We start from the raw sequence: 25748 nt of genomic DNA, 5'->3' as shown, positions 1-25748 counted from the left end.
AACGATGATGTGCCACTCACAGATTCACTGTCCCTTCGGTTCGTTCCACGACCCAGCGCACGCCGTTGGCCTGAATCTGCTGACCTTCCAAGTCGATTGCGAGTGCGGCCCATCGCGGCCCGCCCACCGTGTCGATCACCACCTCACCGGCGCCCAGCCACGCGAAGATCGGGCCGACCCGCACCAGGATGGCCTGGCCTCCGTCGGGTGCCCGCAGGAAGTACCCGCCACGCGGAGTCGTCGGACCGAGCTCCCGCACCCAGTGCTCGACGTAGTCTTCATGCACCCCGGTCTCGATCAGAGTGTCTCCTTCCCAACGCATCTCACCCTCGTCGGGAGCCGGGCCCGACGGCACCAGCTCGACATCACGGCGCCAGGAGAAGACGGTGCCGCGCTGGACCAGCTCACCGCCGAAGCCCCGAGAGTCGACGTAGGCGCTGCCGGCCTGCAACCACGCGATGTCTGTCCCGGTGTCACGTGATCCGTCGGCCTCGATCAGCAGGGTGCGCCGCCACAGTCCGGCACACTCCGCGGCCATCACCGGCTTCATGAGAATTCCTGTTCCAGCCCGTGCGGAACCGGCCCGAAGCGCTCGTGAAAGTGCTCGGTCAGCCCGGGCCACACCTCCGGGTCATGGCCGGGAATCAACTGATATCCCTTGTCGCGCGCCAGCTTCTTGAGCTTGCGGATCGGTTCGACCGTTTCCTCGGGATCGACGTCGATGAACCCGCCGATCGGGAGTTCGTGCTCGATGTTCTCCGTGAGATCTGCGGCATCGAATGCGAACACGAACCCGCCGCCGCCGACTGACTCATCGAGCTCCACCGCGAAACTCTGATGCCCCGGCGTGTGTCCGTACGTCGGGATCGCGGTGATGCCGGGTGCGATCGTGGCCTCGCCGTCGGCCAGCCGCCAGTCGATGTTCGGATCGTCGAAGTCCACCCGGACGATCGCATTGCGTTCCGGCTCAGGGTGGTTGGACAGACCGTATTCGAGCTCACGGCGTTGGGCGTGCACCGGGACCTTGCCGGCGAACAGCTTCAGCCCACCGGCATGGTCGTGGTGCAGATGGCTCACCGCGACGGTGTGGATGTCTTCGAAGTCGACTCCGACCTCGGCGAGCCGTTGCTCGATCGGCTCGCCGGGCCCCGGGAGCACCGGTCGGTACTCCACGGTCGGGAAGAACCGGCGATACAACGCGGGGTCACGCACGAGTGCGGTGTTGAACCCCGTGTCGAGCAGCACCCAGCCGCCATCGGTCTGAAGCAGCACGCCCGGAACGGGTTCGCGCATGCGCTCCGCGGCCGGCGCTCCGTACACCGACACCGATTTCGGCAGTTCCTCCCAACCCAGGGTGAGCAGAATGATGTGGCGGACTCCGCTCTTGCGGACCAGCGTCGCCATCAGCCCACCGACAGCGCGGCGAGCCGCAACGAGTTGGGGTTGGTAACCACGTGGGACTGTTCGACACCCTTGAGCCAGGGCTGGGCCACCATGAAGTCGTTGACGTCGGCGATGTTGAGCCAGCAGCCGGTCTTCACCGCTTCCAGCCCGGCCCGCGAGAACACCGCGGAGTCACCGGTGGGCAGGCCACCGGCCAACGCCTCGGTGACCGGCGGTGCCGAGCAGCCCAGGTAGTTCAGGCCGCCGTCGGCATCCCACGTGATGTGTCCCCAGGTGTACGGCGACGGGGCGTCGGGCCACGCCAGCGCGGTGAAGATCTCCGGAGCCGATTGACCGTCGGTGCCGACCCAACCGTAGATTTCTGACGTCGGGTAGGCCTGTACCTTGGCGGTCAATCCTGCAGCGGCAAGCTGTGTCTGAAGCAGATTGCTGACCAGTTGATTGTCGGGATTGCTCGAGTCGTAGCCGATCGTGATCGCTTTCTGGTCGGCGGGCAGTCCCCCTGCGATGCCGCTGAGCACCGACGGATCGTGAGCCACAGCCTGATTGGCGAAGTCCGAGGCCATCATGTTGGGCGGATAGATCTGTCCGGCCACATCACCGCGCCCGAAGTACGTCTGCTTGACCAGCTCGTCGACGTTGATCGCCTGCAGCACCGCAGTGCGGTTCTTGGCGTCGGCCATCATGCCCTTGTGTGGGTTCACGTACAGGTAGTTGGACATCATGGTCGGCAGCGAGTAATTGGCGAACGCCTTGTTGTCCAGGTACGACTGGACCGCTGACGAGGGCAGGTCATGCAGGATCGCGGCGAGCTGCCCGTTGTTGAACTGGAGTTGTTGGGCCGAAACGTCGGTGATCACCGGCATCTCGACCTTCTCGAAGTACGGCTTGGCACCCCAGTACTCCGGAAATGACGCCAGCGCATAGCGCGATCCGACCTCCGCCGCGGTGAGCGTGTACGGGCCGGTCCCCAGATCGTGATTCGTCAGATAGCTCTGTGCGTGATCGGTGCCCGCGTTCTGCTGCAGGCCCTGAGGACTCAGCATCCTGGGCCCGTAGGCGCACGCCAGGTAGTCGAGGAAGGCCGCGTTGGGCGCCTTCAGCGTGATGGTGACGTCGTAATCACCGTGTGGGGTAACCGATTCCACGTCCTTGACCATGTAGGCCGGCCCCTGGTTGACCGCCAGCCTGCGATCGAACGACGCCTTGACGGCCTCCGCGGTGAACGGGGTGCCGTCATGGAACTTGACGCCCTGGCGCAGCTTGAAATCGAACACTCTGTTGTCCGGCGATGCTTTCCACTCGGTGGCCAGCAGAGGTTCCAATACGGGCTTGTCGGTTCCCGCCTGGTACTGCAGCAGCCCCTCGTAGATATTGGTGGTCAGCAGCAGGCCCTGGCCGGCGTAGTAGATGTCAGGGTCGGGTGGCTGACCGGGGTCCTGCAGGAACGAAAGGTGCAGCACCTTGTCGGTCGGTGCCGCGCTGGGTGTGCCGCTCCCGGAATCCGAACCGCCGCAGGCGCTCAGCATCAACGCCGCCACCGCACTCACGGCGGCCATGGTCGTCCATCGCTTGATCATCGTGCGGCTCCTTCGAGAACGGGCTGGGACGTGGCGATTTTTGTGAAGGCGGCGAGGATCTCGTCGGAGGTTCGTAGCGCACCGGTCTGCAGGTACTCCATGGCGTCGAGCGCGGCATCGTGCCGGTACTGCGACGACCCGCCCACGCAGTCGGTGACGACGCGCACGTAGAAGTCACGCTGGTGGGCGTCGGCGAAGGTGTAGTGCACACACACGTCGGTGAGTCCGCCGATGAGGATGAGCGTCGACGCCTTGAGGCCGGACAGGACGATCTCGAAATCCGTTCCGATGAACCCGGAGTAGCGCCGCTTCACGATGTGGAACTCGTCGGGCAGTGGCCGCAGGGTCGGTTCCAGGTCGGTGCCGGGCTGCCCCTCGACGCAGTGGACGCCCTCGGTGCCGTCGAGCTCGCGGCCGAAGTCGATGCCGCTGGGCCGGTGGACCTCCTGGAAGAACACCACCGGCACATCAGCCGCACGCGCTGCGGCGAGCAGCTTCTCGGCGACGGCGACGCGCTCGGCATGACCGGGCATCACCGGAATCCCGGCGTCCTGGGCCGACATTCCACCGCCTTCCTGTATGTCGACCACGACAAGTACTGGATTACCCACGATGAGTGGCTGTTTGGGCACCTAACCTCCTATTACTGCGATACGGGGATCGGCTGCCGCCTGGAGCAGGTCCACGGCGGTGTTGATGACTACATAGAGCGCACCCAACATCAAGGTGACGCCCGCGATGGCCGGGAAGTCGGCGACCGGGATGCTCTGGGCGATGTACTGGCCGATTCCCGGCCACCCGAAGACCTGCTCGACGACGAGCACGCCCGAGAACATCAGGCCCACTTGAAGACCCGTCATCGACAACGCAGACCCGACGGAGTTGCGCAGCACGTGCCGCGTCATGATCTGGCCCTCCGACAGCCCCTTGGCCCGGGCGGTCCGTGCGTAGTCGCTGTCGATGTCGGTCATCAGGCTGCTGCGCAGTACCCGCCCGATCGCCACGGCCGGGCCGATCGCGATCACGAGGGCCGGCAACATCAGGTGCTGTACGGCATCGGCCACCACGTCGAACCGGCCGTGCAGGAGGCCGTCGACGGTGAGCAGGCCCGTCGGCCCGGTAGGTGGATTCGACACCGCGATGCGCCCATTGGCCGGAACCCAGCCCAGCTCCTGGTAGAACACGATCAGCCCGAGGATGCCGAGCAGGAACATCGGCGCCGCGGCACCGGTGAACAGCACCGCCCGAAGCACCTGGGCACCCGGCCATTTCAGCGTGGTGCTGAAGGCCAGCAGGGCCGCCAGCACCAGCGCGATGGCGATCCCGAAGATCGCGAGTTCCAAGGTGGCCGGCAGGAAGCTGCCGAGGTCCGACAACACCGGGTGACGGGTGCGGTAGGAGGTTCCGAGGTCACCGGTCACCGCATTGGTCAGGTAGTGCCAGAACTGCACGAGCACCGGCTGGTTCAAGCCGAGTTCCTCGCGTCTGGCGGCGACCGCCTGGGCCGAGGCCTGTGCACCCAACTGCGCCTTCACGGGGTCCAGCGGCGAGACGTGCTGGAGCACGAACATCACTCCGGTAAGGGCGATCAGGATGGCGATCATCGCACCCAGCCGGGAAGCCACGAAAGTCTTCATTCGAATCCTCCTCACTCACCGGTTCTTCATCAGGTTGCGCAGACAGTCCCCGGCGATGTTTCCGACGAGCGCCAGAACCAGGACACCGAGACCCGGCATCACCGGAATCCACCACTGCTGCAGGAAATAACTGAGGTTGCGGGCCGAGTCGGCACCCAGTTCGGGTGCCGGCGCGGCCTGCCCGAGCCCGAGGAACGACAGTGCCGCCACGGTGAGGATCAGGGTGCCCAGGTCCAGGCTGGCGGCGACGAGGGCGTTCGGCACCGCACCCGGAAGAAGGTGCCGCGTCGCAAGCCGGAATCGGCTCACCCCAGCGAGTTTGGCGGCCTCGACGTGTGGGCGGGCAGCCAGGCGAGCAATCTCGCCGCGTACCAGCCTGGCGTAGAACGGCCACCAGACGATCGACACCGCGAACAGGGTGTGCACGAAACTCGGTCCGAGCGCGGCGACTACGGCGATCGCGAGCACCGGGGCGGGCAGGGACAGGAACCCGTCGGTGATGCGCATCAACACCGAGTCGATCCAGCCTCCGGACGCGCCGGCGATCAGGCCGATCAACCCGCCGATCGCGAGTCCGGCAGCGACCACGACCAGCGCGGCGAACCAGCTGGAACGGGCGCCGTAGAGAACTCGGGACAGGATGTCGCGGCCGACGCTGTCGGTGCCGAGCAGAAACCCGTTCTTGCCAGGCGCTTGCAGCGGCATGCCCACCGGTGTGAGCGGGTCGTGCGGGGCGATCAGCGGCACCGCGATGACGAGCATCGTCAGCACGATCACCATCGAGAATCCGGCCCAGTTGAGCACCGTGGACCGTGGCCACGACCGCGACAACCACGGGCGTGCACGCCCGCTCGCCAACGTGGGGAACGCAACGGCTATCGCCATCAGACCGCCCGCCTTTCGATACACGCAACGTGATGGGGGTTGCCCGGTGTGCCCTCCAACCGGACGTCGAGTTCGCTACCGCCGCACGCCGGTATCGAGATCGGACATCTCGGGTGGAACGCGCAGCCATCCGGCGGTGACAGTGGGCTGGCGGGCTCGCCTGCCAGTACGCGTGATTCGCGGCCCAGGTCGGGGATCGCGTCGACGAGTGCCCGGGTGTACGGATGGGCCGGGTCGCCGATCACCTGATCTGCGGGTCCGATCTCGACGATGCGACCCAGATACATCACGGCGATCCGGTCGGCCACCACCCGGGCGACGGACAGGTCGTGGGTGACGAAGACGACGGACATGTCCAGACTGCGGCGCAGATCCCCGATCAGGTTGAGGACCGAAGCCGCCAGCGACACGTCGAGCGCGCTGGTCGGCTCGTCGCACAGCAGAACCGACGGTGGCACAACGGTGGCCCGCGCCAGCGAAACCCGTTGGCGCTGCCCGCCGGACAGCTCCCCTGAACGCGCTTTGGCCACCTCGGCCGGCAGACCGACCCGTTCAAGTACCTCCGCCACGACGGTGCGGCGCTGAGCCGCCGCCATCTTGGTGCCGCGCAACCGCTCGGCGATCAACTCACCGACCGACAGCCATGGTGTCAGTGAGGCGCCCGCGTCCTGGAAGACCATCTGTGGTCGTTGACCGCCGGCCACCTGGACGGATCCCGAGGTCGGACTCTCCAGCCCGGCGATGATCTGCAACAGCGTGGACTTGCCCGAGCCGCTCTCCCCGACCAGGGCCACGGACTCGCCCTGGCGCACACGCATGGTCACGCCGCGCAGCGCGTACAGCTTTCCGTGATTGTCGGCCGAACGATCCAGCCATCGTCGCGACACCGCGAACGTCTTGGCGACATTGGCCAGCGCCACGGCCGGTGGCTGCTCGGCGCTGTCCGCCACCTTGGCCGGGAACAATTCTGCGGCCTTCGCTGCCGAGGGCCGCACCACGCCGGCGATGTCCGCCATCGGCCGGACACACGCACTGACTCGTTGGGGTGCAACGACAACGGGCTCCGGTAGCGACGTTGAACAGTCCCCGGAGGCCACGGCACACCGCGGCTCGAAGGCACATCCGGGCAATGGCGAGGCCGGGCTGGGCACCGCGCCGGGCAGCGCGGCGAGCTTCCGGTCACGTGCGGTATCCAGGGTGAGCCGGCTGCCGAGCAGTCCTTTGGTGTAGGGATGGGCGGGGTTGGCCAGCACCTCGGCGGCGGGGCCGATTTCGGCGATGCGCCCCGCGTAGAGCACCGCGATGCGATCCGAGATCTGCGCAGCAACGCCCAGGTCGTGGGTGATCAGCACGATGCTGCAACCGATCTCGTCCCGCAGCCGTTGTAGCAGCCGCAAGACCTGGGCTTGAACGGTGACATCGAGCGCGGTGGTCGGTTCGTCGGCGATGACGAGTTCTGGGTCCCCCGCGACCGCCATCGCAATCATCACGCGCTGACGCAGCCCGCCGGAGAGTTCGTGCGGATATGCCCGCATCCGGCGCTTGGGCTCCGGAATACCGACGGCGGTGAGCAGGCGCAGCGCCTCTTGCTCGCTGCCGGCCGCCTCGGCCACCTGCTTGCCGATACGCATGGTCGGGTTGAGCGAGGTCATCGGATCCTGGAACACCGCGCCCAGGTCGAGGCGGCGCACCTTGCGCAACGCCTTGGTTCCGCCGTTCACCATGTCGGAGTTCACCACCCGGACCGACCCGCCGATCTTGGCGCTCTTGGCCAGCAGGCCGAGCATCGTGAACCCCAGAACGGTTTTGCCGGAACCGGATTCACCGACCAGACCAACGATCTCCCCCGGGGCGATGGTGAGGGAGACTCCGCGCAGCGCGTGGATGTCGCGGCCATTGCGACGAAAGGTGACGTGTAGGTCATCGATGGTGGCAACCGGCTGTGGCGGTGAGAGTGACGTCGGCTCAGCGTGTATCGCCGAGTCGTCAGTCGCGGGGTCATCTGCGCCGAGATCCGCGGGGAAGGTCATGTCGATCGTGACCTCAGCCATCGTGGGCCTCCCAGAAGCGATTTGGCTGTTCCGCGTCACCACCCTGTGCCGCAGCCTGTCGAGCGACAGTTTTCCCCGGCGGCGGCGTCACTGGGTGTCACAGGCGTTAATGAGGTGTAAAGGAATTGACGGGCCCGGTAACCGTCACGTGTCGCGCGTTTCTATCGAGTGACCGATACCCCCTGCGCTGGCTGTTTGCGGCTGAAGAGCCAACCATGGCCCTATGGCAGGAAGACCACGGGTACACGCCCAGCGTCGGCAGGGGCACACCGCTCGTGACGAAATCCTCGACGCCGCAGGGGAATTGTTCACCGCAACCGGCTACGCGGGTACTTCGACGCGGGCGATCGCCGAGGCGGTCGGTGTCCGCCAGGCATCCCTGTACCACTACTTCAAGACCAAGGACGACATCTTGTGCGCACTGCTCGAGCAGACCGTTGCGCCGACCCTCGAGTTCATCCCGAGCCTGCTGGGCACCGAACCCGCTTTGACCGCCGATGAACATCTGCACGCATTGGCGGCGTTCGACGGCGCGCAACTGATGTCCGGGAGGTGGAACCTCGGTGCGCTCTACCTGCTGCCCGAATTGCGTGAAGCCAAGCTCGAACCGTTCTGGTCGGACCGGGAGCGGTTACGGCTGCACTATCTGTCTGTGAGTCGCGCACTGAGCCGGCGGACCGGCGTTCACGAAGCAGCCGCCGACCTCCCGTTCCGGCTCGTCGAATCGTTGGTCAACGTGTGGTCGATGCCGCCCGGTCCGAAACGTTCCGATATGCCGTTCCACGTGGCGGATGCCTGCATGCGCGTCCTGGGCATTCCTGACGATGCGGCCGCAGCCCTGCGTTCACGTAGCCACCGCGAGATCGACAGGCATAACAGGAACAGCGCATCCGACCCGTAGTCTGCATTGCATGTTCCACGTCCTCACCACGACTTACGTGCAACCCATCGACGTCGTCGACCAGACCCGCCCCGCGCACGTCGCGTGGCTCAAGGAGGAAGTGGCCGCGGGCCGCATCCTGTTGGCCGGACGTCTGGAATCAGCGACCGGCGCGGTCCTGGTCACCGGGGACCTCAGCGAAGCGGAGGTAGAGGACGTCATCGCCCGCGACCCCTACACCCTGGCCGGGCTCATTCGCTGCGAGCGCGTGTCCTTCAACGGGTCGGTCCGCGCACCCGGGTTGTGACCCGCGCCCGGCTTCGATCGGGGAGATTTGTCACACCGGCGGCGGGATTATCGCCGCTGCCTGCGTCGTTGCAGCTACGAGACTGCCGCTCAGGCAGTATTCAGTTAACCGGACTAACCTTTTCCGGGATACGCACAGACGACGAGCAAAGAGGGCTTTGATGAGCACTGTTTATGCCTATGCCGCCAATTCGGCGACCGAACCGCTGGCCAAGACCACCATCACCCGCCGTGAAGTAGGGCCTCATGACGTGGCCTTCGACATCCATTTCGCAGGCATCTGTCACTCCGACATCCACACCGTGAAGGGCGAGTGGGGCACCCCCAACTACCCCGTGGTGGCCGGTCATGAGATCGCCGGCGTGGTGACCGCCGTGGGCTCGGAGGTCACCAAGTACAAGGTCGGCGACCATGTCGGTGTCGGCTGCTTCGTCGACTCCTGTCGGGAGTGCGACAACTGCAAGGCCGGGCTGGAGCAGTACTGCACCGGCGGCGGCATGATCGGCACCTACAACGCGACCGGGCGCGACGGCACCCCGACCTACGGCGGCTACAGCGGCGCGATCGTCGTCGACGAGAACTACGTCCTGCGCATCCCCGATTCGATTCCTCTGGACAAGGCCGCTCCCCTGCTGTGCGCCGGCGTCACGCTGTTCTCACCGCTGCGCCACTGGAACGCCGGGCCAGACAAGAAGATCGCCGTGATCGGCCTCGGCGGGCTGGGCCACATGGGCGTCAAGCTCGCACACGCGATGGGCGCGCACGTCACCGTGCTGTCACAGTCGCTGAAGAAGATGGAAGACGGCCTGCGACTGGGCGCCGACGAGTACTACGCGACCAGCGACCCGGACACCTTCCGCAAGCTGGCCGGCAGCTTCGACCTCATCCTCAACACCGTGTCAGCCAATCTCGACCTCGGCGCCTACCTGGGCCTGCTCAAGACCGACGGCACGCTGGTGGAGCTCGGAGCGCCGGAGAAGCCGCTGGTGGTGCCGTTCTTCCCGCTCGGCGCCTACCGCCGCAGCCTGTCCGGTTCGATGATCGGCGGCATCCTGGAGACCCAGGAGATGCTCGACTTCTGCGCCGAGCACAACGTGACCCCCGAGATCGAGGTCATCCAGCCCGATTACATCAACGAGGCCTACGAGCGGGTGCTGGCCAGTGATGTGCGGTACCGCTTCGTGATCGACACCGCCTCACTGCGCGGCTAGTCCGCAGCCCGGTCAAACAATCCCGAGTCGTCAACGCCGCGGATTGCCGTCACATAGTGACCGCAATCCGCGGCGTAACGCGTTATCGGGCCTCTGACTCCTGACCGGTGTGGGACTGCAGTTCGACCCCGGCCAGCGGCCAGCCCGCAGCGGCCAGTTTGGCCGCCACCCGCTGAATGTTCTCCGGACCGGCATCGTGGTCGGTGACTTCGGCGATGAATTCCGCGATGTCGTCGCGGTCGATGGGATGGTCGACGTCGGCAGGTGCCGCAGCCTCAGCGAGGTTGCGCACCACCTCGGCCACCTGTTCCTCGGTCAGCGGGGTAGCCCGCAGCAGCGCGAGCAGAGGCACGCGATCGGTGCCCGGCACGCCTTCCGGGTAGCCGGCGCGCAGCCAGTTCAGGACCGAGATCAGCAGCGACTTTGTTGACACCCGACTAAGTTTCGCGGTTGCGAGGCCAACCCACCACTGGAGGAGCCGACAGTTGGGCGGCCATTCATTCGTGGTTCACCGCCAAATACAATCCCGCTGAGCGCAACCGGTGACCGTCCACCGCTGTCCCGGCATTCTCGGCGCAGTGACCCGTGTGATCCGTTTCAACGCTTTTGACATGAACTGCGTCGCCCACCAGTCGCCGGGCTTGTGGCGTCATCCAGACGATCAGTCCTGGCGCTACAAAGACATCACCTACTGGACCGAGCTGGCGAAGTTGTTGGAACGCGGGCGTTTTGACGGCCTGTTCATCGCGGACGTGCTGGGCACCTACGACGTGTACGGGGCCAGCGACGAAGCGGCGATCCGCCAGGCCGCCCAGATCCCGGTCGGCGACCCGATGCTGCTGGTATCGGCGATGGCGCTGGTCACCGAGAATCTGGGGTTCGGAATCACCACTGGTACCGGATTCGAGCATCCGTATCCGTTCGCCCGGCGGATGTCGACGCTCGACCATCTGACCAACGGCCGGGTCGGCTGGAACATCGTCACCGGGTATCTTCCTGCGGCAGCACGCAATATGGGCCAGACCGACCAACCGGCGCACGATGCCCGCTACGACCATGCCGACGAGTACCTCGAGGTGCTCTACAAGTTGTGGGAGGGCTCCTGGGAGGACGACGCGGTGGTGCGCGACGCCGAACGCGGAGTCTTCACCGACCCGGCCAAGGTGCACCATATCGGTCATTCCGGCACTCATTTCAGCGTCCCCGGGGTGCATCTGGCCGAACCGTCGCTGCAGCGCACGCCGGTCATCTACCAGGCCGGTTCCTCGCCGCGCGGGGTCCGCTTCGCCGCGGAGAACGCCGAGGCGATCTTCACCGCCGCTCCCACCAAAGCCCTTCTGCGCGAAACAGTTTCCACGATACGGGCCGAGCTTGAGTTGGCGGGCCGGGATCCGTACTCGGCCAAGATATTCAACCTCACGACCATCATCACCGGCGAGACCGACGAAGAAGCCCACGCCAGGCACGCCGAGTATCTGGCCTACGGCGATCCCGAGGGCGCACTGGTGTTCATGTCCGGGTGGATGGGCGTGGATCTGGCCCGTTACGGCCTCGACGAACCGATCGGCAATGTCGATTCCAACGCAATCCTGTCCGCGGTCAAGGCATTTCAGTCCGCTTCGGACAAGGGCGGTGAGTGGAATGTGCGGGATATCGCCGAGTGGGGTGAAATCGGCGGCATGGGGCCGCGCATCGTCGGGTCGGGTGTGCACGTCGCCGATACCCTGCAGGAGTGGGTCGAGGAGACCGACGTCGACGGCTTCAACCTGGCCTATGCGATCACGCCGGGATCCTTCTCGGAATTCATCGAGCACGTCGTTCCGGTCCTCACCGAGCGCGGTGCCTACCAGCCGGCATACGCGCCGGGCAGTCTGCGCAACAAGCTGCTGGGGCACGGCGATCGCCTGGCCGATGAGCATCGCGGTGCCAGTTACCGCGTGGGAGGGCAGAATTCGACCATCATCGAACGCCCGTCGACTCTGCCGTCCTCGTCAGCATCGACGGCTGCCCAGCCCGCGCGGGGCCGCTGACTCAGCGCGGTGCGGCCTGGACGTTGGTGGGCTGCGACCCCAACGTCGACGGTGGCAGTTCGGTCTGTTCCACGCCGGGGGTGCCCAGCTGGCCGGCCAGCCACGGTAGGGCGGCGCCAAACGCGTTGGCGGCGAATGCCCAGTCGTGGCGGCCCGGCGCGGTCTGCACCGAGCACGTGATGGCGTCCGCGCGGGCCGCGCCGCACAGCGTGCTCGCGGCGACGTCCTGAGCCTCGGGATTCGCCGTGGGATCGTGCGTGTTCGCACCACGCTGCGAGATCGGCACCTCGAACCACGCCGTGACATCGGAGTACGGGCCGTGGCTGCGCATGATGGTGACCGGGTCGTAGGCCGCCCACGCGTCGGCGTCCCCACCGAAGAGCCGGTTGATCGTCTGCGTCTTGTCGCCGGTGTTGGGTCGCAGGTCCCCAGCGATGTCGATGAATGACCTGAACATGTCCGGGTGCATCAGGGTCAGGTCCACCGCGCAGGTACCACCCATCGACCAGCCTGCGATCCCCCACCCGTCACGATCGGGGCGCACACCGAAGTTCGAGATGAGATACGGAACAACGTCTTTGGTCAGATGGTCGGCGGCATTGCCCCGGACGCCGTTGACGCACTCGGTGTCGTTGGTGAATGAGCCGGTGGCATCGACGAATACGAACACCGGCGCGTTGCCGTCGTGGGCTGCCGCGAAGCCGTCGAGGATGCCCAGCACGTTGCCTGCGCGTAGCCAGTCGGCTGGGGTGTTCAGTTGCGAGCCGATCATCATCACGGCCGGAAGTTGCGGCGGCGGATTGCCGGCGAACCAGGCCGGCGGCAGGTAGACGAGTTCACCGCGGTGGCTGAACCCCGAATCCGTCGAGTCGATGGTGACCGGGACCAGAACGCCGCTTGTCGGCCGGAAGTGGGCGAGCTGCATCTTCGTCACGGTCAACCGGTCCGTCTGCCCCGGCAGTGGGCTCGAGGTGAGCTGCTTCCAGGCGGCGTCCACAGTCGGGAAATATCCGACCCAGATGTTCAGTGTCAGCACACAGGCCAGCCCGCAGACCCCGACCGACGCGACCGACGCGGTCCGTCGCCACCATCGGGCACTCACCCAACCCAGCAACGCAACCCCGGCGGCCAGCGCGGTCAATGCGATCCAGACCCACAGCTCCGGTGGCCCGGCGTTGCCCGCTACCCCGATCGAGTCGATATACCAGTAGGTCACGGCCGCCAGCACCGCCGCCGTGACCACGAGCACCGGCAGCAACCTACGGCGCCAGCGCGGCGAGCGCCAGCCCACCGCGGCTCCCAGCAGCAGGGCCGCGATCGCCTGCACGGCAAATGGGAACCAGCCGTGGATCAGCGAGATCTGTGCAATGAGCTGGTACATCAGCTCATTTCCTATCAACGCCAGCTGTCAACTCGCTGAGTGGTTTCTGCATGGGCAGGTGCACGCCACGACGTCGTCATCGCCCGCCGTCCCGGCCGGAACCGCCGGTGCGATGAATACTTCTGATCCGATCACGTTGCGACGCAACCAAATCCAACAACGCGCCTCGGGGGCGCCGTGGTCGGTAGGACCGCGCACCTCCACGCCTGTGAGCCTCTGCAGGCTCCGGTACTACCAGCGAAAGTGTGACTCTCAGATCACGCCGGATATCTCGGCTTCCAGCGGGATGTTGCAGCGATTGCGCAGGTCCAGCGCCGGCGCCCGGATCGCGTCGAGCTCGGCGCGTACCTGCGGATTCTGGTTGAGGTAGTCCTTCGTCTGCGCGGCTGTCGCGGACTTGCTCTGCCCCTGCAGCCCGGTGAAGAACGCGTTGACGTCCGGGTGGGTGAACAAGTAGCCGGTCATGTTTGTCGAAACACTTGCCATCACGGCGGTCACGTCAGCAGTTGTGCAGTTCGGCGCCTCGGCGGAGGCGGTTGCCGACGCGCTCAGGATTACCGCCGCCGTTCCCAGTGCCGCCGCGGTGGCACGGCCAAGCGAATGCATTGCAGGCTTCATGCGACTCCATCAATCATCGGTTCCGGTTTACGAGCTGCGGTTAATGTTTGCATGCAACCATATCGTGCGTGACAATCAGGTGCACGGATCGAGATAACCAGCGGGTCAGCAGGTGTCGTGGATGTGGTTCGCGCCAAAACGGAAGGTGTCGTCGCAAATGCCGCAAGTTCGTAAGGTTCTGATTGGGAGTGCTGCGGTGGTCGGTGCGGCTGTTGCACTGCTGGGCGCGCCGAACGCCGGCGCCGATCCCTCACTGCTGCCGCAATGCCAGGTGACCGGTGGCAGCTCGGTAGCTGGTGGGCAGACCACCGAGTGCGCATCCGAAGGCAATACCCAAATCGACGCCACCCCAGGGGTGTACCCCGGCGAGGATGAGTTCTACGGCTTCCCCGGTTTCGGCTTCATCTGATCGCGAATCGCCAACTGTTCAACCTTGTTGTACCGCAGCGTGTTTACACGACTGCCCTGGTTGATGGTCGCACGTGAGCCGGGTCGGCGGTGAAAGCCCGCCCCACCCGAGAAACAGCTGAACCGGCACGGGTCGAGTGTTACGCAGCGTCAGCGCCTGGCATGGTGAAAGACGCTCTGGTGGCACCGTCACGCTTCGTGTGGTTGTAACACTTGCCATGCGGGCAGGAAGTGTAGGTAGTGTGCTGATACGTCGATGCTTGGGGTTGGCGGCTCTCGCGATCGCCTCGTCGTTGCTTGCGATGGGACCCGCTGTTGCAGCGCGGGCCGCTGCCGAGCCGGCGCCCCCCAAAGACCCAGGAACAACGGCGGAGACGGTCAGCGTTGCCGTCCATCAACTAGAGCCGTTTGTGATGCGAACCAGCAGCGGGGAACTCACTGGGTTCAGCATCGATCTGTGGGACGAAGTTGCCAAACGTGTGGGATGGACAACCGACTACCTGACCACTGATGATGTCCGCGGGCAGCTGGCGGCGGTGACTGCCCGACGTGCTGATGTCGCGGTCGGCGGAATTTCACTGACGGCGCAGCGCGAACAGTCGTTCGACTTCACCCAACCGACCCTGGACGCGGGATTGCAGATCATCGTCCCGGTGCAGGACACCCGGCCTTCGGTGCCTGGGTTGGGCGGCTATCTTGACCTGCTGCTGTCACGCACGATGTTGGTCTGGCTCGCTGCCGCGGTGGTGGTCAGTGTTGTTCCCGCCCATGTTTTCTGGCTGGTGGAGCGGCGACGCAGTGAACGGCCCGTGGTGTCGCGGTCGTACTTCCCGGGCATTTTTCAGGCGTTCGGCTGGGGAATGGGTTCGCTGGTCGGACGCCAGAGCGTCTCGGCAACCCAAACGATCACCAAGGCGCTGGCGATCCTGTGGGGTTTTGCCGCAATCGTGTTCGTGTCGTTTTACTCGGCCAACCTCAGCGCGACCCTGACCGTGGCAAAGCTGGACGCGAAAATCACCGGTCCGGCTGATCTTTACGAGAAATCCGTGGCTACGGTGCACGGGACGACGGCGGCGGATTTCCTTCACTCGATGGGCATTGACGCTACCGAGACATCCACCATCGAGGAGTCGTACCACTTACTGCGCGAAGAGGGCTATGACGCTGTCGTTTTCGATGCCCCGGTGCTGCGTTACTACGTCGCTCACCGCGGTGAAGGCGTCGCAGTCACGGCCGGTCCGGTGTTCCAAGACGAGAACCAGGGCTTTGTCATCAGCACCAACAGCCCATTGCGTAAACCGATCGATCAGGCCTTGTTTCGTATGCGCGAAGACGGAACCTACAACCTGATCAAAGAGAAGTGGTTCGGCGACGACGTCGCAACCGCCGCCGGCGCCAGCTGAAACCAAATCCGGCTAATTGGCCCAAACAGCCACTCCGAGCACGATCCCCGCGATCATGCCGCCGGCCGCCGCGGCGATTGCGATAGGCGCGAAGCGTTCCTTCTTCGTGAGGCCGACCGCTCCGAGAATTAGGCCGGCCGGCCCGAACAGGATCGGGCAGAACAGCACGGAGACACCCGCGCATACAAAGGCAATGATCGAGAAGAGATTGGACGACGCGGACCCGTTCGCATATTGAGCCTGTGGCGGTAGCGGATACTGCGCGTGCACATCCGGTTGCGGATACGGCGGCGGCGAATACGACGCGTGAGCGGGTAGCGGCGGATATTGCATCTGTGCCATCGGTGGCGGTGGTTGCAGTGGCGGTGGAGTGGGTTGTGGGTAGGCCGGTTGAGGGTTCGACCCGGATTTCATCCGCTGTTCTGGAGTCCACTGTTGGCCGTCCCAGCGGCGTTCGGAGTTGGGTGACCCGTCCGGGTCGTCATACCAGCCTGGCGGCATGGGCACCGTCATCGATAGGTCCTCCCCGGTTCGGACTGCAGAGATCTCGACGGGAGAATAGCGCGCCCGCCCGTCACCGACGGCCAAGTTGCATCAACCGAATTGGGGCACACGTATACAGCCCACGGCCAAGTCGACACCAGATCCGTCGATCGGGACAAAAGAACGGCGTGATCATCGGTGCGGACGGATCGACCAGATTCGAGAGCACGCCACTTGCGACGGTTGCCGGGCCAGGCACGTTAACGCCCCGGTGTTACTGCGTGCCTCGATGTGACGTCATAAGGTGAACCGATGCGCAGGAGACTTCTGATGGCTTTGGTGAGCGCGGCGGTCGGCGCCGGCCTCTGCATCCCGGGCGTGGCTGCAGCGGACCCGCCCCCGCCTCCGCCCCCACCGCCGCTCAATCTCAATGCGCTTACGCCGGTGAAGCCGTCGGACTTCGCGATGCAGAACGGCGAGTACTACGCATTCGCGGTGCCGGGCGATATCGCATGCGCCATCAGCCGCAAGTCGGGCAATTACGGTTGCAGTGGCCCGCTGCCCGCAGCACCAGATGGGGCCAACGCGGTCACGGGCGCGCAACAGGGGTTGCCCACGTTCGTCAGCGACAACCGGCCGCTGTTCGTGTTCGACGGGCTGCCGAACCGGCTGCTGCCCGGATCACGCATCAGCTTCCGCAATGTGACGTGTGGGACCGACGGCACGGTGACGATGTGCAGCAACTCGTTTGACGGGGCTGGGTTCGTCCTCAGCCCGGCGAGCAGCCATGTCCTCGATCCGAACAATCCGCTGCTGCTCAACACCGGCGAGGGACGCAACCCGTACGCCAACTAGTGGCGAGAAAACCGCGTGACTAGAAGTCCCAGTCCTCGTCTTCGGTGACGACAGCCTTGCCGATCACGTACGAGGAACCCGAGCCCGAGAAGAAGTCGTGGTTCTCGTCGGCATTCGGCGAGAGCGCAGACAGGATCGCCGGGTTCACGTCGGTCTCGTCCTTCGGGAACAACGCCTCATAACCGAGGTTCATCAGCGCCTTGTTGGCGTTGTAGCGCAGGAACTTCTTGACGTCCTCGGTGAGCCCGACCTCGTCGTAGAGGTCCTGGGTGTACTCGACCTCGTTGTCGTACAGCTCGAAGAGCAGCTCGTACGTGTAATCCTTGAGCTCCGTACGCTTTTCCTCGTCGACCAGGGCCAGCCCACGCTGGTACTTGTAGCCGATGTAGTAGCCGTGCACGGCCTCGTCGCGGATGATCAGCCGGATCATGTCGGCGGTGTTGGTCAGCTTGGCCCGGCTGCTCCAGTACATCGGCAGGTAGAAGCCCGAGTAGAACAGGAAGCTCTCCAGCAGCGTGGAGGCCACCTTGCGCTTGAGCGGCTCGTCACCCTTGTAGTACTGCATGACGATCTCGGCCTTGCGCTGCAGGTTCGGGTTCTCTTCCGACCAGCGGAACGCGTCGTCGATCTCAGCCGTCGAGCACAGGGTGGAGAAGATGTTGGAGTAGCTGCGGGCGTGCACCGACTCCATGAACGCGATGTTGGTGTAGACGGCTTCCTCGTGGGGAGTGAGCGCGTCGGGGATCAGGCTGACGGCGCCGACGGTGCCCTGGATGGTGTCCAGCAGCGTCAGGCCGGTGAACACGCGCATGGTGAGCTGTTTCTCGTGCGCGGTCAGCGTTCCCCACGACGGGATGTCGTTGGACACCGGCACCTTCTCCGGCAACCAGAAATTGCCGGTGAGCCGATCCCAGACCTCGGCGTCCTTCTCATCCTGGAGCCGGTTCCAGTTGATCGCAGAGACGCGGTCGATCAGCTTCATGCCTTCGCTCACCGGAACCTCATTTCACCAGGTCGTTGTGTTTGCCAGCAGATACCCATGACACTACCCCTGGGGCTAACCACCCGCGGGGACCGGAACATCTAGTGTTTTCGTGTCGCGCCCAGCCTTGAGGAAATCGAATTCCGCGGGATCCAGCTTGCGCGTTGCCAGCCAGTACTGCCAGGTCATGCCGCTCCACAGGGTGCGGTTGACGCCGTGGGCGTCCATGTACCAGCTCCGGCAACCTCCGGTATTGAACACCGTGTCGGCCAGATCACGTTGCAGCTCGGCATTGAACTCCGCCTGGGCGCGGGGGTTGGGTGAGAGCGCCTCGGCGCCGGCCTTGTCGACGGCGGCGATCGCCTGACCCACGTAGCGGATCTGCTGCTCGATCATGAACACCACCGAGTTGTGCCCCAGCGCGGTGTTGGGCCCGAGCAGGAAGAACAGATTCGGCATGCCCGCGACAGCGACACCGCGGTGCGCGGCCATCCCCTCGCGGTTCCACCGGTCGACCAGATCCTCACCGCCGGAACCCTTGATGTCGACGTAGGTGTAGGAGTCGGTGACATGGAAGCCGGTGGCGAATACCACGACGTCGACCGGATGCTCGACGCCGTCGGCGGTGACGATGCCGGTCGGCGTCATGCGGGCGATGGACTCGGTGATCACCTGGGTCTTGGGATTGGCGATCCCGCGGTAGTAAGTGTCGGAGTTGAGAATTCGCTTACACCCGGCGCGGTAGCGCGGCGTGAGCTTGCGACGCAGCTCGGGGTCTTTGATGCTGCGGTTGATGTTGTAGCGCCCCATCGCCTCGCCGATCTTGAGCAGCCATGGCTGCTGCGTCATGGCGAAGCCGACGCCCTCGTGGATCCAGTAGATCGCCGCGCGCATCGCCGCACGCGTGCCGGGCACATAGCTGAACATGCGCCGAATCGATTGCGGGAACTTGGTGTTCACCCGGGGCATGACCCAGGCCGGGGTGCGCTGGTAGAGGTGCAGCTCGGCGACGTCGTCGACGATCGCAGGCACGATCTGGATCGCGCTGGCACCGGTGCCGATCACCGCGACCCGCTTGCCCGTGAGGTCGACACTGTGGTCCCACTGCGCGGAATGGAAAGTCACACCGGCGAATTCGTCACGGCCCTCGATATCGGGGATCTGCGGGATGTGCAGGCCACCGGCGCCCGAGACCAGGAACTGGGCGATGAACTCCTGGCCGGTGTCGCTGAACACGTGCCAGCGCAGCTCCTGGTCGTCCCAGTGCGCGCGGTCCACATGGGTGTTGAACCGGGTGTAACGGCGCAGCCCGTACTTGGACGCCACACCCAGCAGGTAATCCTGGATCTCGGGCTGGAACGACCACATGTGGCTCCAGTCCGCCTTCGGTTCGAAGGAGAATGAGTACATGTGCGACGGGATGTCGCAGGCACAACCCGGGTAGGTGTTGTCGCGCCATGTGCCGCCGAACTCGTCGGCCTTCTCCAGGATGAGGAAATCGACGCCGCGGCGTTGCAGCTCGATCGCCATCCCCATCCCCGAGAACCCGCTGCCGATGATCAGGGCGCGGGTGTGGATTGGTTGCTGACCCTGCGGCGAGGGTTGGGCAGCCGTCATAGCTCAGGTCCTTTTCTGGGAACGGCGGTACCGGATACTTCCCAGTCTCCGGACCTGGGACCCGACTGTCAACGAGATGGTTAGCTGGCGTGCTGGCGACGCTGGACACCCTCATGAAGCGGCAGGTCCGGGTCGATCCAGATGCCGAGCAGTTCACAGGTGCCGTTGATGGAACCGACCATGATCGTGGTCAGGTGGTTGACGAATTCCTGGGCCGGCATCCGGCGCGGGCTGTCCTCGTCGGTGCCCAGCCACCAGTCCGTGGCCGAGGCGCAGGCCCCGAAGGTGGCGAAAGCGGCGAGTTCGATCGCGGCCCCGTCAAGTTCCATCTCGCGCAGTTCGTTGGAGAACATGTCGGCCATCGCCAGGGTGATGCCCCGGCCCTCGTTGAGTGCCCGCATCGTCGATTCGCTCTGTTCAGCGAACCGGCCCTGAATCAGGAACCGCAACACGTTGGGGTGTTCGTCGACCAACAGCACGTACTGTTCGACGCTGCGGCGGATGACTTCCCGGGCCGGATCGGCACCGAGGTTGATCACCGGGAAGATCGCCGACCACAGCATGTCGCGCAGCCGCTCGCCGATCGCCTGGAACAGATCTGACTTGTCGGCGAAGTGACGGTAGATCTTCGGCTTGGCCGTACCGGCCTCTTCGGCGATTTCCCGCAGGCTGACCTCGGGGCCCAACCGGTCGATCGCCCGGAATGATGCGTCGACGATTTCCGACCGCACCTTCTTTCGGTGCTCACGCCAGCGCTCGCTACGAGCGTCAACCTTGACGCCCGGGCCATCGCTGGAATGTGATCTCGACGTTCGCCGCACGCGATCACTGTACCCGCCCTGATAGCGCTGACCTGCCCAGACCGCCTCACAACACGCGGTTGTACCGTTTGACCCGGGCGTTCGCCCGTCAAGCCACCGACACCTCGCTTGGGTACTATCGCAGCCACAGTCAACCGATGAGACGAGGCTCATGACGCAGCGATACGACCTGGTCATAGCAGGTGGCGGCCCGTCGGGGTCAGCCGCGGCGTGGCAGGCCGCTCAGACCGGCGCCAAGGTGTTGGTCCTGGACAAGGCGGAGTTCCCCCGCGACAAGCCCTGTGGTGACGGGCTGACCGCCCGCGCGGTGAGCTACCTGCAGAAGATGGGCCTGTCCGACGAAGTCGCCAAGTTCCATCGGGTCAACAAGGTGACCGTGTACAGCCCCAGCGAGTGGGAGCTGTCCTTCCCGCGGCGTCCCGGCATGCCCGACCACGGCCACACCGTGAGCCGCACCGAACTGGACACGCTGTTGCTCAAGCACGCCGAGTCGGCGGGTGCCGAGGTGCGCCAGGGCGCCGAGGTGGCCGGGCCCGAATTCGACGCCACGGGCCGGGTGGTCGGCGTGGTGCTCAAGAGCGGTGAGAAGGTCTACGGCGACGCGGTCATCGCGGCCGACGGTGCCTACTCCCCCATCAAGCGCGCACTGAAGATCGACTCGGAGTACAACGGCTACTCAGCTATCGCCATCCGGTCCGAGATGCACGCCAACCGTCCCGACAGCGATGCCTTCGAGATCTACCTCAAGCTGATGTTCCAGGGTGACCAACTGCCGGGCTACGGCTGGGTCTTCCCGATGGGCGGCGGCCGGTTCAACATCGGCCTCGGCTACGTCAACAGCTACAAGAACTGGCAGTCCATCAACGCCACCCAGTTCCTCGGCGACTTCATGCGGACCCTGCCGGCCGAATGGGAACTGCCGCCGATCGAGGAACTCAAGAAGAACAAGAGCGTGCGGGCCTGGCGATTGCCGATGGGCTTCACCGCCTGGCCGCCGTGGCGTCCCGGTGTGCTGTTCGCCGGTGACTCGCTGGGCGCCGGCAAGCCGGTGTCCGGTGCGGGCATCTCCAAGGCGCTCGAATCCGGGCTGACCGCAGGCGAGTGCGCGATCGCCGCGCTCACCAACGGCGGGCCCGATGACTTCACCAACTACGAGCAGCGGATGCGCGCCGCGTGGGGTCGTGAATACCGCCGGGGCCGCTTCTTCAACAAGCTGGCCGGGATTCCCGCGGTCGCGGGTGCGGGCCTGAAGGCGTTGGACAATCACACCTTCCGCGACATGTTGCTCAAGTCGCTGTACAAGAAGGCGCAGAGTCCGCAACACACGTAGGCACTCGTCGCCACACAGGGCTGTTGACGAGTTCGTCTGCGGCCCAACGTGACGACGTTCTCGGGATTCGGCGCGGCCAGGATCAGCACGATATGACCGAAGCCGGCGTCGAGGGCTTCTGTGATCGCGCCCTGGGCCTGGCCGAACTGGTCGTGGGACACCGGCAGGGCCATGGACCGCATAATCGACCGCGGATCACGGCCGATCTCGGCGCAGTAGCGGTCCAGCAGCGTGCTGCGGCTGACAGCGTCGGCGACACCGACTGCTGCTCGCGCGCTGGTGCCGATGTTGTCCTGTTCTGCCAGGCGCTCCCGGCGGGCGCTCACTTCAGATTCGCGATCCCTTGGGCGCGCCATCAATTCGATCATCAGTAGATTTGCTGCCGCGGCACCGCCCCGCGACCGGGCAAATGATGCGTCACCTTCGGGTCTGCGCGTACTTTCATAGCGGAGTATCGAGATCCGTTTATCGCACAGCGCCGTTCCGGTTCCGGTGCTACCCTCCGGCGAATGAACCGATTTCGAGCTCTGATGAGCTTGGGAGCTCGGGTGCTGCTGAGCTGGTTGGCCGCTGGCGTCGTTATCCGGGTTGGATTGGACCTCGTTGACAAGACAGAGTATTCGCTTACCAGCGAATACCTATACATGCTGGTGGCGGCGTTGGCATTGCTCACCGGCTCTACCGGGACCGTCCTAGCATTCCGATCGGGCCGCAAACCCAAACCGTAGCAAATGCCAACCGACATCTATCATGGTTGCTGGTGAAACATGTTGTGACGCAGGACATCAATCTCGCGCGACAGTGCGTGGCGGTCAATTACGGTACGTCACATACGCGTTCGGTATCAGGTAGGAATCCGGCCCCCTTGGCCGGATACGATCGTGGGGTGGGCCGTCGACTGTCCGGGGTGCTGGCGTTCGCGATCCTGTTGGCAGTAGTGGCCGGCACCGCATGGGAACAGCAACCGCGTGGCCACCGCGATACCTCCGCACCCATGGAGATGTTCAGCGCCGAGCGCGCGCTCGACACGGTCAAAGCGATCGCGTCGCGGCCGCATCCGGTCGGTAGCGCCGAACACGACCGGGTGCGTGAGCATCTCGTCGACCAATTGCGAAATCTGGGTTTGGACACCGAGATCCGCTACGGCGTCGGCCGATACCCCGCGCAGCTGGAACACGACCTGCTCGGCATGGCGCGCGTGGGGAATGTCGTCGCGCACCGGCCCGGACGCGACTCCACCGGCACCGTTTACCTGATGGCGCATTACGATTCAGTGCCGTCGGGCCCCGGCGCGAACGACGACGGCGTCGGAGTCGCCACCATCGTCGAAGCCGTACGCGCGCTGCAGGCGAGCGCAACGGAACTGCGCAATGACCTGGTAGTTGTGCTGACGGATGCAGAGGAACTCGGCCTACTGGGCGCCGAGGCGTTCGTGGCGTCGGGCGGCGCCGACCCGCGCGGCGGAGTGGTCATCAACCATGAGGCTCGTGGGGCGGGCGGCCCGCCCCTGATGTGGCGGATGAACCGACCGAGCAGCATGTTGATCAGTGCGGTAGGCGCTGCCCCGCACCCGAATACCGACTCGCTGACGACTACCCTGGCCGGTGCTCAGACCGGCAGCAATACCGATTTCGCCGCCCTTGACCTCAGCGGTCTGCAAGTGCTCGATTGGGCGTTCGTCGGGCGGAATGCCTACTACCACAATCCGTTCGACGATCCCAGCCAGGTCAACCTCGCCACCGTGCAGCAGTTCGGTGACAATACCCTCGCACTGGCCCACGATTTCGGTCGGCGCGACCTCGGCACTTCCGTGGACGAGAACAGCGCGTACTTCCCACTGCCGTTCGGAGTGCTGGTGATACTGCCGCTCTGGGTGATCATCGTGCTTGCGGTCACCACAGTGCTCGTTGCCGGCTGGGTGGTGTGGCGGATGCGGTGCAGCGGTGAGGCGAGCATCGTCCGCTCGCTCGGTTCGGCGGCGACCGCGGTGCTTTCGATACCGGTCGCGATGGCCGCTGTCTACGGACTGTGGGAAGCGATCATCGCGATTCGGCCGCAGTACCGCTCGCTGTTCGTCGATCCGTACCGGCCCGAGTTCTACTACGCAGCCGTACTCGTCTTGTGCGTGGCCGTACTCGCCGCGTGGTATGCGCTGTCTCGGCGGTGGTTCGGAGCGTCGGCAACCGTCGCGGGACTGCTGTGCGGTGTGGCGTTGATCGGCGCGGTATCGACGGCCATTGCCCCGGCGGCCGCGGTCGTGGTGGTAGTACCTGTCTTCGCTGCGGCGCTGGGTGTTTCGCTCACCTTCGTGGTGCCCGATCCGTGGCGGCTGCCCATACTCACGATCTTGCTGGTTCCGGGTGCGGTAATGCTGGGCACGATGGCATTCTCCGGACTGCAGGCGGGGGTCTCCGGCGCGCCGTACCTCACAGCTCCGGCGGTGATGTTGCTCGGCGTGCTGTTGCTACCGACGCTCACACACTCCTGGCCGAGCCGCCGGACCGCGATCATTCCGTCCGCGGCGCTGGCCCTCACCGTGGTTCTGGCGGCCGCGGGTCTGGCTGTCGACCGCTTCGATGATCGGCATCCGCTGATGTCACATCTGTCCTACGCGCTCGACGCCGACCGTCATGAAGCACAGTGGGTTTCGCAACAACGGCCCGATCATTGGACGCGACAGTTCGTCGAGCCGGGCCCGCCACGAACACAGTTCGCCGGGCTATGGCCCGAATCGGTCGCCAGCGGCTCCGCTCCGGTCCGCGCATTGACCGCGCCGAGTGCCGAAATCCTTTCCGACACCACCGATTCCGGCCATCGCACCGTCGGACTGCAGTTGCGCTCAACCCGCGGGGCGACCTCGATCGCCCTGCGATATGACCGCCCGCCACAGGCGCTGCGTGTCTCCGGACGCGACATCACACCGGTGCCGCGGCAGGGTTTTCAGTTCTCGGCCGTTCCTGCCGACGGGATCGAGGTGCAGCTCACCGGGCCGGCCGGGCCACTCGAAGTTCAGGTCGTCGACTACAGCTGGCTCCCGGACTCGCATCTGGCCGATCCGCCGGCGGACATCTTCTACCGTCAGGACAGCACGGTCGCGGTGTTCACGACCGTCACGGAACCCTGAAGTCAGCGTCGGCCACGCTCGGTCCGGCCCGGCTTGCGGGCGACCTTGCCCGCGGCGGCACGGGCGGCCTGCTTCGCGAGGGTCTTCTCCCGTGCGGTGCGTTTCGGTGCCGGCTGGGCCTGCCCGCGCGATGATCCGGGCTTACGGCCCCGCACAATCCCGATGAACTCCTCGACCAGTGCCGGCTGCTGCCCTTCGGGGAAGGCGAGCGCCACGTGGCAGGTGGGTGCGTCGGTGATCGGCCGGTAGGTGAGGTCCTTGCGGTGATGCAGCCGTGCCAGCGACTGGGGAACGACGAGAGCGCCCATCCCCGCGGCGACCAGTTCGATGGCATCCGCGGTGGTCTCCGGGCGGTGATCGACCGGCGTTCCGGGAGCACGCGCCCAGTCGACGACATCATCGAGTGGCAGCAGCGTCGGCTCGCCGTCGAGGTCCGCGGTGGTGATCGCGTCGACGGCACTGAAAATATGATCGGCCGGCACCACGGCCACCGTTGTCTCCTCGTAGAGCGGGATGACGGCCAGCCCAGAGGTGTCGGCGGGTAGCCGGAGCAGCGCCACGTCGACGGTGCCGGCCCGCACCGCATCGGCCGCGTCGGCCGCGTCGACAGAGCTCAACCGCAGCGGCACGTCGGGGTGGCGGTCCGCCCAGATCCGCGCCCACTTCGCCGGGGTCCCCCCGGGAACGTACCCGAGGGTGAGGGACAGCAGGGTCACTGCTTCAGGCTACCGATAGGCTGGTT

The 25748-nt window shown here is 65.4% G+C and carries 26 protein-coding genes and 1 pseudogene; 10 read left to right on the top strand and 17 right to left on the bottom strand.

Annotated elements, in window-relative coordinates; genetic code table 11:
- Window positions 1-16: 16 nt before the first annotated feature.
- The 7 genes from ACZYZ7_RS00425 to ACZYZ7_RS00395 are packed head-to-tail and all read right to left on the bottom strand — an operon-like array spanning window position 17 to window position 7557.
- Complete coding sequence (locus ACZYZ7_RS00425) at window positions 17-550, bottom strand: hypothetical protein (RefSeq protein WP_463740033.1); 534 nt, start codon at window positions 548-550, stop codon at window positions 17-19.
- Window positions 547-1404 (bottom strand): N-acyl homoserine lactonase family protein, encoded by an 858-nt coding sequence (locus tag ACZYZ7_RS00420; protein WP_463740032.1) that lies wholly within the window; start codon window positions 1402-1404, stop codon window positions 547-549. Before ACZYZ7_RS00420 ends, ACZYZ7_RS00425 begins: the two co-directional genes overlap by 4 nt.
- A complete protein-coding gene (locus ACZYZ7_RS00415) occupies window positions 1404-2984 on the bottom strand; it encodes an ABC transporter substrate-binding protein (RefSeq protein WP_463740031.1) in 1581 nt (526 codons plus the stop codon). The genes ACZYZ7_RS00420 and ACZYZ7_RS00415 overlap by 1 nt, the downstream gene beginning before the upstream one ends.
- Window positions 2981-3616 (bottom strand): cysteine hydrolase family protein, encoded by a 636-nt coding sequence (locus tag ACZYZ7_RS00410; RefSeq protein WP_463740030.1) that lies wholly within the window; start codon window positions 3614-3616, stop codon window positions 2981-2983. Before ACZYZ7_RS00410 ends, ACZYZ7_RS00415 begins: the two co-directional genes overlap by 4 nt.
- Entirely contained in the window at window positions 3617-4621 is a 1005-nt protein-coding gene (locus ACZYZ7_RS00405) for an ABC transporter permease (protein ID WP_135453530.1), read from the bottom strand.
- A 15-nt stretch (window positions 4622-4636) separates the two neighbouring features.
- Window positions 4637-5506: an ABC transporter permease gene (locus tag ACZYZ7_RS00400; protein WP_463740029.1), complete on the bottom strand. Its 870-nt coding sequence runs from the start codon at window positions 5504-5506 to the stop codon at window positions 4637-4639.
- Complete coding sequence (locus ACZYZ7_RS00395) at window positions 5506-7557, bottom strand: dipeptide ABC transporter ATP-binding protein (protein WP_463740028.1); 2052 nt, start codon at window positions 7555-7557, stop codon at window positions 5506-5508. Before ACZYZ7_RS00395 ends, ACZYZ7_RS00400 begins: the two co-directional genes overlap by 1 nt.
- Window positions 7558-7780: 223 nt before the next feature.
- Here ACZYZ7_RS00395 and ACZYZ7_RS00390 point away from each other — a divergent pair, with 223 nt between their 5' ends.
- The 3 genes from ACZYZ7_RS00390 to ACZYZ7_RS00380 all read left to right on the top strand — a co-directional run bounded on the left by ACZYZ7_RS00390 (window position 7781) and on the right by ACZYZ7_RS00380 (window position 9954).
- Entirely contained in the window at window positions 7781-8458 is a 678-nt protein-coding gene (locus ACZYZ7_RS00390; RefSeq protein WP_135453528.1) for a TetR/AcrR family transcriptional regulator, read from the top strand.
- A gap of 10 nt (window positions 8459-8468) precedes the next feature.
- Entirely contained in the window at window positions 8469-8744 is a 276-nt protein-coding gene (locus ACZYZ7_RS00385) for a YciI family protein (RefSeq protein WP_463740027.1), read from the top strand.
- Window positions 8745-8904: 160 nt separating this feature from the next.
- Window positions 8905-9954, top strand: a complete 1050-nt coding sequence (locus ACZYZ7_RS00380) for an NAD(P)-dependent alcohol dehydrogenase (RefSeq protein ID WP_463740026.1) — start codon at window positions 8905-8907, stop codon at window positions 9952-9954.
- Window positions 9955-10036: 82 nt separating this feature from the next.
- On the opposite strand, the gene ACZYZ7_RS00375 is transcribed toward ACZYZ7_RS00380, so the two are convergent.
- The gene (locus tag ACZYZ7_RS00375; RefSeq protein WP_450068678.1) at window positions 10037-10387 is read right to left on the bottom strand and encodes a DUF3349 domain-containing protein; all 351 of its coding nucleotides are present in this window, start codon (window positions 10385-10387) and stop codon (window positions 10037-10039) included.
- A 145-nt stretch (window positions 10388-10532) separates the two neighbouring features.
- On the opposite strand from ACZYZ7_RS00375, the gene ACZYZ7_RS00370 reads away from it, so the two are divergent.
- On the top strand, window positions 10533-11984 hold the full coding sequence (locus ACZYZ7_RS00370; protein ID WP_135453524.1) for an LLM class flavin-dependent oxidoreductase: 1452 nt from the start codon (window positions 10533-10535) through the stop codon (window positions 11982-11984).
- A gap of 1 nt (window position 11985) precedes the next feature.
- Here the strand turns inward: ACZYZ7_RS00370 and ACZYZ7_RS00365 are convergent, their stop codons facing one another.
- Window positions 11986-13365, bottom strand: a complete 1380-nt coding sequence (locus tag ACZYZ7_RS00365) for an alpha/beta hydrolase (protein ID WP_463740025.1) — start codon at window positions 13363-13365, stop codon at window positions 11986-11988.
- A gap of 252 nt (window positions 13366-13617) precedes the next feature.
- Window positions 13618-13830, bottom strand: coding sequence for a hemophore-related protein (locus tag ACZYZ7_RS00360; protein ID WP_353653676.1), 213 nt, complete (start codon window positions 13828-13830; stop codon window positions 13618-13620).
- Here ACZYZ7_RS00360 and ACZYZ7_RS00355 point away from each other — a divergent pair.
- The 3 genes from ACZYZ7_RS00355 to ACZYZ7_RS00345 all read left to right on the top strand — a co-directional run bounded on the left by ACZYZ7_RS00355 (window position 13829) and on the right by ACZYZ7_RS00345 (window position 15794).
- Complete coding sequence (locus ACZYZ7_RS00355) at window positions 13829-14080, top strand: hypothetical protein (RefSeq protein WP_463740024.1); 252 nt, start codon at window positions 13829-13831, stop codon at window positions 14078-14080. The two genes, ACZYZ7_RS00360 and ACZYZ7_RS00355, sit on opposite strands and share 2 nt — an antisense overlap.
- 60 nt (window positions 14081-14140) lie before the next feature.
- A complete protein-coding gene (locus ACZYZ7_RS00350) occupies window positions 14141-14392 on the top strand; it encodes a hypothetical protein (protein WP_454789338.1) in 252 nt (83 codons plus the stop codon).
- Window positions 14393-14657: 265 nt separating this feature from the next.
- Window positions 14658-15794 (top strand): transporter substrate-binding domain-containing protein, encoded by a 1137-nt coding sequence (locus ACZYZ7_RS00345; protein WP_463740023.1) that lies wholly within the window; start codon window positions 14658-14660, stop codon window positions 15792-15794.
- Window positions 15795-15806: 12 nt separating this feature from the next.
- Here ACZYZ7_RS00345 and ACZYZ7_RS00340 read toward each other — a convergent pair whose 3' ends face one another.
- A complete protein-coding gene (locus ACZYZ7_RS00340) occupies window positions 15807-16136 on the bottom strand; it encodes a hypothetical protein (RefSeq protein WP_463740570.1) in 330 nt (109 codons plus the stop codon).
- 63 nt (window positions 16137-16199) lie between these two features.
- Window positions 16200-16295, bottom strand: a pseudogene (locus ACZYZ7_RS00335) (DUF2510 domain-containing protein); the annotation flags it as partial.
- A gap of 294 nt (window positions 16296-16589) precedes the next feature.
- Here ACZYZ7_RS00335 and ACZYZ7_RS00330 point away from each other — a divergent pair.
- A complete protein-coding gene (locus ACZYZ7_RS00330) occupies window positions 16590-17132 on the top strand; it encodes a hypothetical protein (protein ID WP_135453520.1) in 543 nt (180 codons plus the stop codon).
- Window positions 17133-17151: 19 nt separating this feature from the next.
- Here the strand turns inward: ACZYZ7_RS00330 and nrdF are convergent, their stop codons facing one another.
- The 3 genes from nrdF to ACZYZ7_RS00315 all read right to left on the bottom strand — a co-directional run bounded on the left by nrdF (window position 17152) and on the right by ACZYZ7_RS00315 (window position 20552).
- Window positions 17152-18114, bottom strand: a complete 963-nt coding sequence (nrdF, locus tag ACZYZ7_RS00325) for a class 1b ribonucleoside-diphosphate reductase subunit beta (RefSeq protein WP_064865507.1) — start codon at window positions 18112-18114, stop codon at window positions 17152-17154.
- Between the two features lie 75 nt (window positions 18115-18189).
- Entirely contained in the window at window positions 18190-19731 is a 1542-nt protein-coding gene (locus ACZYZ7_RS00320) for a flavin-containing monooxygenase (protein WP_463740022.1), read from the bottom strand.
- Between the two features lie 80 nt (window positions 19732-19811).
- Complete coding sequence (locus ACZYZ7_RS00315) at window positions 19812-20552, bottom strand: TetR/AcrR family transcriptional regulator (protein ID WP_450068671.1); 741 nt, start codon at window positions 20550-20552, stop codon at window positions 19812-19814.
- A 151-nt stretch (window positions 20553-20703) separates the two neighbouring features.
- Here ACZYZ7_RS00315 and ACZYZ7_RS00310 point away from each other — a divergent pair, with 151 nt between their 5' ends.
- Window positions 20704-21882 carry an NAD(P)/FAD-dependent oxidoreductase gene (locus tag ACZYZ7_RS00310; RefSeq protein ID WP_463740021.1) on the top strand — a complete coding sequence of 393 codons (1179 nt, stop codon included), beginning with the start codon at window positions 20704-20706 and terminating at the stop codon, window positions 21880-21882.
- On the opposite strand, the gene ACZYZ7_RS00305 is transcribed toward ACZYZ7_RS00310, so the two are convergent.
- Window positions 21816-22208, bottom strand: a complete 393-nt coding sequence (locus ACZYZ7_RS00305; RefSeq protein ID WP_463740020.1) for a hypothetical protein — start codon at window positions 22206-22208, stop codon at window positions 21816-21818. The two genes, ACZYZ7_RS00310 and ACZYZ7_RS00305, sit on opposite strands and share 67 nt — an antisense overlap.
- A 560-nt stretch (window positions 22209-22768) precedes the next feature.
- Between ACZYZ7_RS00305 and ACZYZ7_RS00300 the strand changes: the two genes are divergently transcribed.
- A complete protein-coding gene (locus ACZYZ7_RS00300) occupies window positions 22769-25006 on the top strand; it encodes a M20/M25/M40 family metallo-hydrolase (protein ID WP_463740019.1) in 2238 nt (745 codons plus the stop codon).
- 2 nt (window positions 25007-25008) lie between these two features.
- On the opposite strand, the gene ACZYZ7_RS00295 is transcribed toward ACZYZ7_RS00300, so the two are convergent.
- Window positions 25009-25722 carry a LysR family transcriptional regulator substrate-binding protein gene (locus ACZYZ7_RS00295; RefSeq protein ID WP_135453515.1) on the bottom strand — a complete coding sequence of 238 codons (714 nt, stop codon included), beginning with the start codon at window positions 25720-25722 and terminating at the stop codon, window positions 25009-25011.
- Between the last annotated feature and the right edge of the window lie 26 nt (window positions 25723-25748).

The organism is Mycobacterium sp. IDUB_17 (assembly GCF_055419465.1).
Note: the sequence above shows the minus strand (reverse complement) of the source record. Positions and strands in the feature narration are given on the sequence as shown.

Coding starts and splice junctions, on each gene's coding strand:
- ACZYZ7_RS00425 (WP_463740033.1), bottom strand. CDS start 550: ATGAAGCCGGTGATGGCCGCGGAGTGTGCCGGACTGTGGCGGCGCACC.
- ACZYZ7_RS00420 (WP_463740032.1), bottom strand. CDS start 1,404: ATGGCGACGCTGGTCCGCAAGAGCGGAGTCCGCCACATCATTCTGCTC.
- ACZYZ7_RS00415 (WP_463740031.1), bottom strand. CDS start 2,984: ATGATCAAGCGATGGACGACCATGGCCGCCGTGAGTGCGGTGGCGGCG.
- ACZYZ7_RS00405 (WP_135453530.1), bottom strand. CDS start 4,621: ATGAAGACTTTCGTGGCTTCCCGGCTGGGTGCGATGATCGCCATCCTG.
- ACZYZ7_RS00400 (WP_463740029.1), bottom strand. CDS start 5,506: ATGGCGATAGCCGTTGCGTTCCCCACGTTGGCGAGCGGGCGTGCACGC.
- ACZYZ7_RS00395 (WP_463740028.1), bottom strand. CDS start 7,557: ATGGCTGAGGTCACGATCGACATGACCTTCCCCGCGGATCTCGGCGCA.
- ACZYZ7_RS00390 (WP_135453528.1), top strand. CDS start 7,781: ATGGCAGGAAGACCACGGGTACACGCCCAGCGTCGGCAGGGGCACACC.
- ACZYZ7_RS00385 (WP_463740027.1), top strand. CDS start 8,469: ATGTTCCACGTCCTCACCACGACTTACGTGCAACCCATCGACGTCGTC.
- ACZYZ7_RS00380 (WP_463740026.1), top strand. CDS start 8,905: ATGAGCACTGTTTATGCCTATGCCGCCAATTCGGCGACCGAACCGCTG.
- ACZYZ7_RS00365 (WP_463740025.1), bottom strand. CDS start 13,365: ATGTACCAGCTCATTGCACAGATCTCGCTGATCCACGGCTGGTTCCCA.
- ACZYZ7_RS00355 (WP_463740024.1), top strand. CDS start 13,829: ATGTTTGTCGAAACACTTGCCATCACGGCGGTCACGTCAGCAGTTGTG.
- ACZYZ7_RS00360 (WP_353653676.1), bottom strand. CDS start 13,830: ATGACCGGCTACTTGTTCACCCACCCGGACGTCAACGCGTTCTTCACC.
- ACZYZ7_RS00350 (WP_454789338.1), top strand. CDS start 14,141: ATGCCGCAAGTTCGTAAGGTTCTGATTGGGAGTGCTGCGGTGGTCGGT.
- ACZYZ7_RS00340 (WP_463740570.1), bottom strand. CDS start 16,136: ATGGCACAGATGCAATATCCGCCGCTACCCGCTCACGCGTCGTATTCG.
- ACZYZ7_RS00330 (WP_135453520.1), top strand. CDS start 16,590: ATGCGCAGGAGACTTCTGATGGCTTTGGTGAGCGCGGCGGTCGGCGCC.
- nrdF (WP_064865507.1), bottom strand. CDS start 18,114: ATGAAGCTGATCGACCGCGTCTCTGCGATCAACTGGAACCGGCTCCAG.
- ACZYZ7_RS00320 (WP_463740022.1), bottom strand. CDS start 19,731: ATGACGGCTGCCCAACCCTCGCCGCAGGGTCAGCAACCAATCCACACC.
- ACZYZ7_RS00310 (WP_463740021.1), top strand. CDS start 20,704: ATGACGCAGCGATACGACCTGGTCATAGCAGGTGGCGGCCCGTCGGGG.